Below are 12,123 nucleotides of genomic sequence, written 5' to 3'. Positions count from 1 at the left end.
GAGCACATACTTAATACTCGGGGACGAAAATCGTTGGGCTATTTTTCTCCAAATGAAGTATTTTTAGCTCATCTAATGGCTGCATAACGTTTTATGGGTTTGTTGCGTTTCGACTGGGAATGGGCCTAAGATACAAGAATAAAAAAACATTACGACAATAAAATGATATAACAGCAAGAGGCTGCACAAGCGCAGCCTCTAATTTATGTAATTGTATAAAATTATGTGGAAGTCGATCGCAAATTACTCAATTCGGCCTAAATCGACTTTAGCCTTATCACGTAAATTCAACATCAGTGATTCCATCATCACATCGCCAAGTATCATTTTATAGCGTTGCGAAAAGACTTTTAATTCATCTTCCGTCGGTTGCCCCTGAGTAACTTTGACCAATTGAATAATCACTAAATTATTTTTGCTATCTTTGCTACTGAGATAAGTCGGTGTATTTTCTTTAGGAATTGGCATCTGAAAAATTTGCTCAGCCAATGAGTCATTTTGATCAAAACGTTTGATAATCTTTGCCTCACCAAAGGTAATACCCTGTTTTGCCAAAGCCGCTTCACCTGTCCCTTGTTTTAATGCGGTCAGCAATTTATTGCCCTCTGCTTCCATCTCTTTTATAGCTTTATTAAGCTTGACTAATTCAGCTACTGATTTTTTCACCTCATCGAATGGTTGTGTTACTTCTGGTTTATATTTTTCAACTCGAATAACAAACGCAAGATCACCATCGACATTAATAACATCTGAGTTAATACCTGTTGGCCCATTTTTATCTAATAAGTTACCGTTAAAAATAGAATCAGCCACTTTATCAAATCTTATTTCTTCAGGAAGATTATTACGACTAAACCAATCTGTTGTTACCGCTTTAATACCAGTAACCTTTTCAGCTGCTGCTAACGATTCGTTATCATCCATCGCCGCGCGACTTGCAGTTTGTTGTAATGAATAAAATGCATTAATCGCTTTTTCATTTTTTAGGCTATCGGCAATCTCAGTTTTTACTGACTGAAAAGGTTTTATTACTTCAGGTTTAATATCATCAAGACGAAATATAATATAATTGCTAGCCGATTTTATTACGCCAGAAACCTGTCCTTTTTTAGTTAGATTAGCGGCAATAATTTCACTTGGCGTTGAAGTCGCCTCCATCCATCCAAGAGCGCCATGATTTGCTGCACTAAATTTATCTGTCGATTTTTCGGCAACTAATTGCTTAAAATCAGCCCCACCAGCCAATTCTTTAGCAACGGAATCGGCTTCTTTTTCTGTTGCCAATTGGATAATGCTGTAATGTTTTTGCGCAGGCTGCGTAAAATTAGCTATATTTTGCTCATAATAGCTTTTCAGCTCTTCATCTTTGACTGCCACATTTTCACGTTGAGAAGCGGCATCTAACTTAATATAACTAACCTGTACCTGTTCAGGTGAAATAAAACTGTTCTGATGTGTATTATAGTAATCTTGTAATTCTTTATCTGTAACCGTTTGTTTAGATTGATAGTTAGCAAGCGATATAGTTGCTGTTTTCACTTCACGTTGCTGTAAAAGTAACTCAGCATAGGACTTAATTTCTTCAGGTAAGACAAATTCATCTGTCACATACATTTTACTGAGTTGACGGTTAATCAAATTTTGTCGTATTTCTTGGGCAAGATCATCAGCATTAACATTATGTTGAGATAAAATAGCCCGATATTTTTCACTATCAAAATGCCCGTCAGTCTGAAATATCGGCATGTTGTAGATATCTTGCTTAATTTGCTCATCACTGGCTGTTAAACCCAATTGATTTGAATATTGATTAAGCAATGTCACACCAATTAAACGTTCTAAAGCTTGACGACGCAGCATCTGGATCCCTTGCTCGCTGCTGGCAATTTCAGCAAATTGATCACCTAGTCGTTCTTGTAATGCTTGCTTTTCTTGCTGAAAAGCTTGCTGTAATTGAACTTGACTAATTGCTGTGCCATTCACTTTCGCCGCGTGATTACTTGAACCGCCAATCAGGTAACCACCAACGCCGGTAAGCACAAAAGATAGGATAATAATCACAAATACTATTTTTAGCACAGGACTATTCGCCGCCGTGCGTAGGTTGTCCATCATAAAGAGGCTACTCTCCGTTTTAGTCAAAGTAAATAGACGCATAATACGCTATTTTAGCGTAAAAGAAAAAAGCGCATCACTTTTATGATGCGCTCGATCCTAACTTACTAAAACAATTGATTCGGTTTTAGTTTATCCGTTAACAGTATGCCGCAATCCTTATTTTTTCTTGTGGCCGTTAACCGTATCTTTTAATCCTTGGCCAGCTTTAAATGACGGTACCTTTGCCGCAGCTATCTTAATGGCCTTGCCTGTTTGAGGATTACGTCCAGTACGTGCTGGACGATTTTTAACTTCAAAAGAGCCAAAGCCTATTAACTGAACTTTATCTCCTTTTTTGAGAGTTTGAGATACAATTTTGAGAAATGCATTTAACACGCTCTCAGAGACTGATTTAGCAGCCTTTGACTCTTTAGCAATTTTTTCTATTAGCTCTTTCTTTTTCACGCTTATCATCCCCATTTTATTAATTATGGATTAAACAAACATATTGCTAACGGTTCACAAAAAGATGACACCGTCGTATCAATACTACAAAAGTATGGCAAGAAAACATATTACAGCCAAATAATTATAGATTTGTTTACTTAAATTATTTAGTGGATAAAAAAAACTGATAAATCATTTAAGATTTATCAGCTTTAAGTTTATGTAAAATTTTTAATTTAAATCAATGCATTAAGAGCATTTCTTAGTCACTATTTCCATTCCAAAGGGTGGATTTTGTAGTGCAATAGAAAAAACCTCTTCAATGGTCTTTACCGGGTAAATTTTTAGATCTGCGATAACATTTTGGGGTATTTCTTCCAAATCTCGACGATTTTCATCGGGAATTAGCACGATTTTTATACCACCACGGTGAGCGGCTAACAATTTTTCTTTTAAACCACCAATTGGTAACACTAATCCTCGTAATGTTATCTCACCAGTCATCGCTACGTCTGCTCTTACAGAATTACCGGTCAAACAAGAAACTAACGCTGTGCACATTGCAATTCCTGCACTGGGACCATCTTTTGGTGTTGCCCCCTCAGGTACATGCACATGAATATCCCGTTTTTCGTAGAAATCAGCATTAATATCTAGCTTTTCTGCTCGCGCCCGAACTGCAGTTAACGCCGTTTGAATCGATTCTTGCATAACCTCACCTAACGATCCGGTATAAGTGAGTTTACCTTTGCCAGGTACACAAGTGGTTTCAATAGTTAATAAATCACCACCAACTTCTGTCCAAGCTAAACCCGTCACTTGACCGATGCGATTTTCGGTATCTGCACGACCGTAATCAACTTTACGCACACCAAGATAATCTTTTAGATTATCTTCATTGATGACAAGGTGTTTCAATGATTTATCCATCAGTAGTGCTTTTACTGCTTTACGGCATAATTTGGAAATTTCGCGTTCTAAACCACGAACACCAGCCTCGCGGGTATAATAACGAATAATACCAATAATTGCGCTATCCTCGATCGTAAGCTCGCCTTTTTTTAAAGCATTTCGCTGAATCTGTTTAGGTAACAAATGTTTTTTGGCAATATTAAGTTTTTCATCTTCGGTGTAACCTGAAAGACGAATCACTTCCATACGATCTAATAACGGTGCTGGAATGTTCATCGAATTTGAAGTCGCAACGAACATCACATCAGAAAGGTCATAATCAACTTCTAAATAGTGATCATTAAACGCAACATTCTGTTCTGGATCAAGTACTTCAAGTAAAGCCGATGCCGGATCACCACGCATATCCGAAGACATTTTGTCAATTTCATCTAACAAAAATAAGGGGTTCTTAACACCCACTTTTGCCATTTTTTGAATAAGTTTCCCGGGCATAGAGCCAATGTATGTTCGTCTATGTCCACGAATTTCTGCTTCATCACGGACACCACCAAGTGCCATACGAATATATTTACGCCCTGTCGCTTTAGCAATTGATTGACCCAATGATGTTTTACCAACACCAGGCGGTCCGACCAAACATAAAATTGGCCCTTTAATTTTACTCACGCGACTTTGCACAGCTAAGTATTCAAGAATACGTTCCTTAACACGTTCTAAACCATAATGATCGCTATCCAGTGTCTCCTGAGCTTTCAGCAAATCTTTTTTAACTTTACTACGAGCATTCCACGGGACCTGCACCATCCAATCAATATAGCTCCGTAAAACTGTCGCTTCAGCAGACATAGGTGACATCATTTTCAATTTTTGTAATTCTGCCTCCGCTTTTTGCCGAGCTTCCTTAGGCATTTTAACTTCTTCGATTTTGCGCTTGAACATTTCATATTCATCAGGCGCGTCTTCCATCTCACCTAATTCTTTCTGAATTGCTTTCATCTGCTCATTCAAATAGTATTCGCGCTGACTTTTCTCCATCTGCTTTTTAACGCGATTACGAATACGTTTTTCAACCTGCAGTAAATCAATTTCAGATTCCATCATTGCCATCAAATATTCAAGGCGCTCAACCACATCTGCCATTTCTAATACACGCTGTTTATCCGCTAGTTTTAACGGCATATGAGAAGCGATTGTATCAGCCAATTTGTCCGATTGTTCAATAGAATGCAATGATGTTAATACTTCAGGAGGGATCTTTTTATTCAGTTTAATATAGCCTTCAAACTGATTAATGGTTGTCCGATTTAAGACTTCTTGCTCTTTTTCATCAACAGTCGGAGAACTAAAATACTCAGCCTGGGCAATGAAATATTCTCCATTATCTGTTAGCGTAGTGATTTTTGCACGACGCAGACCTTCAACTAAGACTTTAACCGTACCATCTGGTAGTTTTAGCATCTGCAAAACAGAAGCAACTGTCCCTACAGAGAAAATATCATTTACTCCTGGCTCATCAGTCGATGCTTCTTTTTGAGCCACCAACATGACCTGTTTATTTTGATCCATTGCAGCTTCAAGACAGTGAATCGATTTCTCGCGGCCAACAAACAATGGGATCACCATATGTGGATAAACCACGACATCTCGCAGAGGCAGTACAGGAATTTCAATGCGTTCGGAACGCTCAAGATTCATAAGGTTCTCTCTTCGTTTAGCTTATGCCAATTTTAGGGTTTCCTTAAAAGTTTTGAGAAACCTCAGTTTAAATATAGAGTTACATGGGGACAAAATTTTGATATTCAATAGCCTGATTCGGTATTAAACACAAAATGAGGGAAAAACCCTCATTTTGCATTACACAATTCAACTAAGAAAAGCATTAAGATTTATTTTTCACCTGATGCTTGTATATCAGGTTGACTATAAATCACTAAAGGTTCTGATTGACCGGCAACCACCATTTCATCAATCACTACCTTCTCAACATGCTCCATTGATGGCAAATCATACATAGTTTCTAGCAAAGCGCCTTCCACAATAGAACGTAAACCACGTGCTCCCGTTTTCCTCGCCATGGCTTTTTTCGCAATTGCTTTCAATGCTTCTTCACGAAACTCAAGATTAACGCCTTCAAGTTCAAAAAGTGCTTGATATTGTTTAGTCAACGCATTTTTAGGCTCTTTCAGAATCTGAATTAATGCTTCTTCACTTAATTCGCCTAGAGTAGCTACGACAGGTAAACGACCAATAAATTCAGGAATCAAACCAAACTTAATTAAATCTTCTGGTTCCACTTGAGAAAGTAACTCACCTTCAGTCGCTCGCTCAGATTCACTTTTGACCTCAGCTGAGAAACCAATACCTGAACGTGTATTTAACCGTTGGCCAATCACTTTATCAAGACCTGCAAATGCACCACCACAAATAAATAGAATTTTAGAAGTATCGACTTGCAAAAATTCCTGTTGTGGATGTTTACGGCCTCCTTGAGGGGGCACTGCTGCAATTGTACCTTCAATAAGTTTAAGTAAAGCTTGCTGAACGCCTTCACCTGAAACATCGCGTGTAATTGACGGGTTGTCAGATTTACGGGATATTTTATCAATTTCGTCAATATAGACGATACCACGCTGTGCTTTCTCTACATCATAGTCGCATTTTTGTAGAAGTTTCTGAATAATATTTTCTACATCCTCGCCAACATAACCCGCTTCCGTTAATGTTGTCGCATCGGCCATGGTAAATGGTACATCCAGGTAACGAGCCAAAGTTTCAGCCAATAGTGTCTTACCACTGCCTGTCGGCCCAATAAGCAAAATATTACTTTTACCTAGCTCTACCCCTTCACCATTCATCCCTTCGTTAGAAATATTACGTAGGCGTTTATAATGGTTATAAACGGCTACCGCCAATACTTTCTTGGCATTTTCCTGGCCAATAACATAATCATCAAGATGATAACGAATTTCATGGGGTGTCGGTAATGCGCTGCGCTCACGATGTGGTGCAATCTCTTTAACTTCTTCTCGAATAATATCGTTACAGAGCTCAACACACTCATCACAGATATAAACTGACGGACCAGCAATTAACTTACGAACTTCATGCCGGCTTTTTCCGCAGAAGGAGCAGTACAGCAACTTTCCTGAACTCTCTTTGCGTTTATCTGTCATTCAGATAACCTCACTTTTTTAACCATCACCCTAATTTTAACAAAGAGGGTAACAGAAAACTGTTACTAATTAATCATGTATATAACTATATCAGGCATGCCATACATTTATGTAAATTAATTACGATTAGTATAAATTTTATCTACCAAACCATAACTAACTGCTTCCTCTGCAGATAAAAAACGATCCCGTTCGGTATCGTTCTCAACGTCTTTTATTTTTTTACCCGTATGCTTAGCCATTAATTCATTCATACGCGATTTAATTTTTAAAATTTCTTTGGCGTGAATTTCGATATCCGACGCTTGTCCTTGAAATCCGCCTAAAGGTTGGTGGATCATGACACGAGAATTGGGCAAACAATAACGTTTTCCTTTAGTACCGGCAGTAAGCAAAAAAGCGCCCATCGAACATGCTTGCCCCATACAAATTGTACTAACGTCAGGTTTAATAAATTGCATCGTGTCATAAATTGACATACCTGCCGTAATGACGCCACCTGGTGAATTAATATAAAGATGAATGTCTTTATCAGGGTTTTCAGCTTCTAAAAACAGCATTTGAGCAACCACTAAATTTGCCATGTGATCTTCGACCTGGCCTGTTAAAAAAATAATTCTTTCTTTAAGTAGGCGCGAATAAATATCATAAGAACGTTCACCGCGTGAAGTCTGCTCGATTACCATTGGCACCAATGCCATATGCGGTGCAAGTTGATCTTGATTGTTATGATATGACATTTCCATCTCCTAATTAAACGCTTTATGGTGCCCAATCTATCTAATTCTACTCGAGATAAATAAGAATGACTATAATTACAAACTTAACCATTGTTCATAAAGGGATATTCGCCCTTATGAAGAAAGTCATACAACAATATAGAAAATTATTTGGGGTTATTCTTTTCTTTTTTCAAGAAAAAAGAAAAGTTTTTTAACGGTAAAAAACCCGTAGCATAAAACCACGGGTTTTCACAAAACCAGATAGTAGCATTTCACTACTCAGCAATTACCTCATCTGAGCCTGATTCATTAACTCTTGGAATTGAGTTTCTTTATCTGTTACTTCCGCTTTTTCTAATAATATTTCAATGGCTTGTTCTTCTAGCGCCAAATTACGGACACTATCCATTAACTCTTTATTTTTGCTATAGTATTCGATCACTTCAGTGGGATCTTCATAAGCTGAAGCCATCTCTTCAATCAGTGACTTTACACGAACATCATCTGCAGTTAGCGAGTTTTTATTGATAACTTCACCTAATAATAAACCAACAATAACGCGATGTTTAGCTTGCTCTTCAAATATTTCACGTGGTAATTCTAACGCTTGTTTTTCGTTGCCACCAAAACGTTGCGCAGCTTGTCGACGTAGTACATTTATTTCACTGTCAACAACAGCAACAGGCACCTCAATTTCGTTTTCCTTAACTAAACCATCAAGTACTTGCGTCTTAATTCGATTACGAACAGCTGTTTTTAGTTCACGTTCCATATTTTTACGTACTTCTGCACGTAAACTCTCCATCGAACCGTCAGGAACACCAAATTGTTTGATAAATTCTTCAGTCAGTTCTGGTAATACACGTTGTTCCACTTTCTTCAAAGTGATAGCAAAGTTAGCCGCTTTACCTTTTAAATTTTCTGCGTGATAATCGGCTGGAAAATTGACATCGATAGTAAATTCTTCACCTTCCTGATGACCAATAATACCATCTTCAAAACCAGGTATCATACGACCTTCACCCATTACCAGCACAAAATCGTTCGCATTACCACCTTCGAACACTTCACCATCAATTGTGCCTTTAAAATCGATAGTCACTCGCGAATCTGCAGCAACTTCTTCTTTTATCTCTTGCCAAGTCGCTTGTTGCTTGCGTAATGTTTCCAGCATGGTGTCAACATCTTCATCTTTTACCGCAACAATAGGTTTTTCAACCTTGATATTTTCTAAACCCTTTAACTCAATTTCTGGATAGACTTCGAATTCAACGGTATAGGTAAAATCTTCACCCGTTTTAAATTGTTCAGGTTGATATTTTGGTGCCCCAGCTGGATTAATTTTTTGTTCTATAATTGCACTGACAAAATTACGCTGCATTATATCGCCCAGCACGTCCTGTAATACAGAAGTACCATAACGTTGTTTAACGATATTCATTGGCACTTTGCCTTTACGAAAACCATCAATGCGCACTTTTTTTGACACATTAATTAATTCACTATTCACCGCTTTTTCAATATCAGCATTAGGAACGGTAATTGTTACACGACGCCCCAGGCCTTGAGTTGTTTCAACAGAAACTTGCATCTTGTTACCTCAAAAGAATCTTAGTACTCGGACAATTCCAGAGTGAATGTTATCAGACATCTCCTGATAACATACTGCTCCCCAAACCCGGGTTTACCCTCTATTTTTGAGGCTCCCTGTTAAGTAGAAGCGTTCCGAAACCTTATAGAAAATTAGACGCGACATTATACAGATGCATATGGGGTGAGTCGAGCAAAGGTGAATAATAAATAGTAAACGCTCTAAATACTGGCTTTTGTAGCAAAATTTATATGACTAACACGGTATAAGATATAACGATAAAAATATTTTATACTAGCAATTATTGCTAAATAATATCTGGTTAAGTCAGCATAATTATCTTATTTCTTAACCTGGATTGACCTACTCTCCACCACGGCAAGCTGGTGAAGAAAAAGCCTGCTGTTGGCGCTGTTGCCACTCAGTTGGGGTATAAGTATGTAATGCCAATGCATGAACACTATTAGATAATTCATCTGTTAATAATTGATAAACAGCTTGGTGACGAACAACCATCCTTTGTGCTGCAAATTTTTCTGTCACTAAAATAACTTTAAAGTGACTTTCCGTACCTGGCGGAATATTATGTTGATCACTTTCATCTAATACCATCAAATATAACGGCGAAAAAGCGTATTCCAGTTTTTCTTCAATTTGCTTACACATGGTTTGCATAGGTTTAGTTACCATATTAATAGACTCTTTCGACTTAATTTACTAAGTAAATATATATGCCAGCAAAAATGATTAATCTGTTTTTTATTATGACTCACTACGATTTATCTAATATCGGTTAGAAATAGGATTAGATATTACTAAATTACGATTAAAGCATAATCCAGACCAATTTTTTAGTAGGTTCCTTCACCAAATGCCGATAACTTTCTGGCATACTAACAGTAAAATACCAAAGTATGGTAACGATTAAATCAAGTAATACCAAAATAGGTTGAGAAAACATGTTAAAAAATACCTTTCATCTAATCATTGCTCTGTTAATCTCATTGAGTTTAATTGGATGTGTTGCCCCAATTAACACCCTGTCTATCGAGCCAAATATTACCCTGCCAACTCAAGATCCAACCATAAGAGCAGTTTCAATAAATATTACTAGCATTGATAAAAGAAGCTCAACGGCACTTGCCGAAGTTAATCGTAATGCAGCACTAGCGGTATTAAAACCCTCTCGCGATTTACGCTATCTTTTACAAGAAGCATTAGAAAAACAGATGATCGCCAGAGGTTATACGGTTAGTGCACCGGCTAATATTAATTTACAAATTGCGCTAAATAAGCTGTATGCCGATGTACAAGAAGGCAGCTTACGTCATAATATCACTGTCGATGTTGCGATTAGTGTCGTAGCTATGGCATCTAATGGGTCAACCAGTACACGTACCTATACGCGTAGCTATAATGAGCAAGGGCCTCTTGATGCTAGTAACGAAAAAATTGCTTCTGCTCTCAATAAAGCCTTAACTGACATTATTGCTGATATGGCTAATGATCCTGAAACAAGCCAGTTTATAAAACAAAACGCACAATGAATTTTTCAGCGTGTTAAGTGAGAGTGCTACCAGCAATAGCTCTGTCTGACAATAACAGAGCAACAGGACGACTATGAAAAAAAACTACCTGACCGTTTTTACCCAACATCGTTCCCGAGTGCTGCTTTTGCTAGGTTTTGTGTCAGGGTTACCGCTGGCACTTACCGCAAGTACTTTGCAAGTCTGGTTAACCGTCGAAAATATTGATATTAAAACGATCGGTTTTTTTTCATTAGTCGGCCAGGCTTATGTATTAAAATTTCTTTGGTCACCATTAATGGATCGCTATACCCTGCCGTGGCTAGGTCGCCGGCGTGGTTGGTTATTAACCACTCAGATTTTACTGATTATAAGCATTGCGGGGATGGGATTTATCGATCCCAAAGAGCATCTTTGGTGGTTGGCAGCTGTTGCGGTACTGGTGGCTTTCTGCTCGGCCTCACAAGATATTGTTTTTGATGCTTATAAAACCGATTTATTGTCAACAGAAGAGCGCGGCGCCGGCGCGGCAATATCCGTTATCGCCAATTCCCAAACGAAATGCAACAAAGTAAATCCTTAGTCATACATAGATAAAATTACTGTAATGATCCCATAAGAGATACTGTTGTATGAAGGGAAAACATTTGAACTTACATGAGCGTTTTTATATCGAAAAACGAATAATTGACGGTGTTACTCAAGCCACTATTGCTAGAGAATTGGGGCTTTCTCGTTCAACTGTCAGCAGGGAACTCAAACGTAATACTGATCCCGCTTTCCATGGACTTTATTCTTGCAGAAGAGCCGATACCTTAGCGAAAGCCAGACGTCTCAATAAATCTACACGAGATGCATTTAATCAACAAACCCCGCAAACGCAGGATTTTATCCGTAAGGAGCTTGCTTTACATACCTCGCCAGAAGTTATCAGTGGAAGGCTACGTTTGAAGCATGGTGTTTCTGTCAGCAAGAATACGCTTTATCGCTATATCAAGAGAGACCGACTGGCAGGAGGGAAACTCTATCTCCAGCTTCCTCATCGCGGGAAACATTATCGCTATGATAAGGGTGAATCCAAGCGTAGCCCTATTCCTGATAGAGTGGGTATTGAAGAGAGACCCGCTGAGGCTGATCTTAAGCAACAACCCGGTCATTTTGAAATTGATACTGTATTTGGTAAAGATCAGAAGTCATTCTTACTGACTCTAGCGGATAAAGCTACCAAGCAGATTATTATCCGCAAGTTACCGAATAAACGCGCTGATACTGTTGTAGATGCTTTCCGTGACATTAAGCGTGTTGCTTAATAGTGAAATAAGGGTGTTTCGGTGATTGAAGTAAATTTTACGCTGTTCTGAGATGGAAATTCCAAAGACCTGCGCTAAGGAGTAAGAAGGTATCATCAATAAAGGGTCTACGATTCCGTAAAATTTGGGTCATGCAACCGAGGCGCTTGATACCCGCGATGGCGTGTTCAACTGTAATACGGATGCCCGAGATTATTTTATTTTCTTGTTTTTGTTCAGGCGATAAAGGTCTTTTTCGAGTTCCTTTTTTTGGGATTTGTGTATTAGGATGCTGTTTATCTATACCTTGAAAACCGGTATCTGCCCAGATGGTTACCTCAGGAGGAATATGGCGAATTATAT

10 protein-coding genes and 1 pseudogene are annotated in these 12,123 nt (G+C 38.3%); 3 read left to right on the top strand and 8 right to left on the bottom strand.

Annotated features, from left to right (window positions below; all coding sequences use genetic code 11):
* Window positions 1-243 precede the first annotated feature (243 nt).
* The 7 genes from ppiD to bolA form a co-directional block, all read right to left on the bottom strand.
* Entirely contained in the window at window positions 244-2,142 is a 1,899-nt protein-coding gene (gene ppiD / locus CBG25_RS09040; protein WP_366212756.1) for a peptidylprolyl isomerase, read from the bottom strand.
* Between the two features lie 132 nt (window positions 2,143-2,274).
* Entirely contained in the window at window positions 2,275-2,562 is a 288-nt protein-coding gene (locus tag CBG25_RS09035; protein WP_366212755.1) for an HU family DNA-binding protein, read from the bottom strand.
* Window positions 2,563-2,793: 231 nt separating this feature from the next.
* Window positions 2,794-5,154 (bottom strand): endopeptidase La, encoded by a 2,361-nt coding sequence (lon, locus tag CBG25_RS09030; RefSeq protein ID WP_290606148.1) that lies wholly within the window; start codon window positions 5,152-5,154, stop codon window positions 2,794-2,796.
* A gap of 191 nt (window positions 5,155-5,345) precedes the next feature.
* Window positions 5,346-6,632: an ATP-dependent protease ATP-binding subunit ClpX gene (gene clpX / locus CBG25_RS09025; protein WP_290606146.1), complete on the bottom strand. Its 1,287-nt coding sequence runs from the start codon at window positions 6,630-6,632 to the stop codon at window positions 5,346-5,348.
* Window positions 6,633-6,748: 116 nt separating this feature from the next.
* A complete protein-coding gene (clpP, locus tag CBG25_RS09020; protein WP_290606144.1) occupies window positions 6,749-7,372 on the bottom strand; it encodes an ATP-dependent Clp endopeptidase proteolytic subunit ClpP in 624 nt (207 codons plus the stop codon).
* Between the two features lie 268 nt (window positions 7,373-7,640).
* Window positions 7,641-8,945, bottom strand: a complete 1,305-nt coding sequence (gene tig, locus CBG25_RS09015) for a trigger factor (protein ID WP_290606142.1) — start codon at window positions 8,943-8,945, stop codon at window positions 7,641-7,643.
* A 363-nt stretch (window positions 8,946-9,308) separates the two neighbouring features.
* The gene (gene bolA, locus CBG25_RS09010) at window positions 9,309-9,611 is read right to left on the bottom strand and encodes a transcriptional regulator BolA (RefSeq protein ID WP_290606152.1); all 303 of its coding nucleotides are present in this window, start codon (window positions 9,609-9,611) and stop codon (window positions 9,309-9,311) included.
* Between the two features lie 293 nt (window positions 9,612-9,904).
* Between bolA and CBG25_RS09005 the strand changes: the two genes are divergently transcribed.
* The 3 genes and pseudogenes from CBG25_RS09005 (at window position 9,905) to CBG25_RS08995 (ending at window position 11,781) form a co-directional block, all read left to right on the top strand.
* On the top strand, window positions 9,905-10,492 hold the full coding sequence (locus CBG25_RS09005; protein WP_290606140.1) for a YajG family lipoprotein: 588 nt from the start codon (window positions 9,905-9,907) through the stop codon (window positions 10,490-10,492).
* Window positions 10,493-10,565: 73 nt separating this feature from the next.
* Window positions 10,566-11,015 (top strand): annotated as a pseudogene (locus tag CBG25_RS09000) (MFS transporter); the annotation flags it as partial.
* Window positions 11,016-11,103: 88 nt separating this feature from the next.
* Window positions 11,104-11,781 (top strand): IS30 family transposase, encoded by a 678-nt coding sequence (locus CBG25_RS08995; protein WP_290606139.1) that lies wholly within the window; start codon window positions 11,104-11,106, stop codon window positions 11,779-11,781.
* A 37-nt stretch (window positions 11,782-11,818) separates the two neighbouring features.
* Here the strand turns inward: CBG25_RS08995 and CBG25_RS08990 are convergent.
* On the bottom strand, window positions 11,819-12,123 hold a 305-nt coding region (locus CBG25_RS08990; RefSeq protein ID WP_290603625.1), incomplete at its 5' end, for a transposase family protein.

This window comes from Arsenophonus sp. ENCA (genome assembly GCF_002287155.1).
Lineage (GTDB): Bacteria > Pseudomonadota > Gammaproteobacteria > Enterobacterales > Enterobacteriaceae > Arsenophonus > Arsenophonus nilaparvatae.
The sequence above is the reverse complement of the archived record's forward strand: the minus strand, read 5'-3'. Positions and strand labels throughout refer to the sequence as shown.

Bases quoted from the DNA above. Each gene is read 5' to 3' on its own strand.
- clpX (WP_290606146.1), bottom strand. From the start codon at position 6,632: ATGACAGATAAACGCAAAGAGAGTTCAGGAAAGTTGCTGTACTGCTCC.
- bolA (WP_290606152.1), bottom strand. From the start codon at position 9,611: ATGTGTAAGCAAATTGAAGAAAAACTGGAATACGCTTTTTCGCCGTTA.
- tig (WP_290606142.1), bottom strand. From the start codon at position 8,945: ATGCAAGTTTCTGTTGAAACAACTCAAGGCCTGGGGCGTCGTGTAACA.
- CBG25_RS09005 (WP_290606140.1), top strand. From the start codon at position 9,905: ATGTTAAAAAATACCTTTCATCTAATCATTGCTCTGTTAATCTCATTG.
- clpP (WP_290606144.1), bottom strand. From the start codon at position 7,372: ATGTCATATCATAACAATCAAGATCAACTTGCACCGCATATGGCATTG.
- CBG25_RS08995 (WP_290606139.1), top strand. From the start codon at position 11,104: ATGAAGGGAAAACATTTGAACTTACATGAGCGTTTTTATATCGAAAAA.
- lon (WP_290606148.1), bottom strand. From the start codon at position 5,154: ATGAATCTTGAGCGTTCCGAACGCATTGAAATTCCTGTACTGCCTCTG.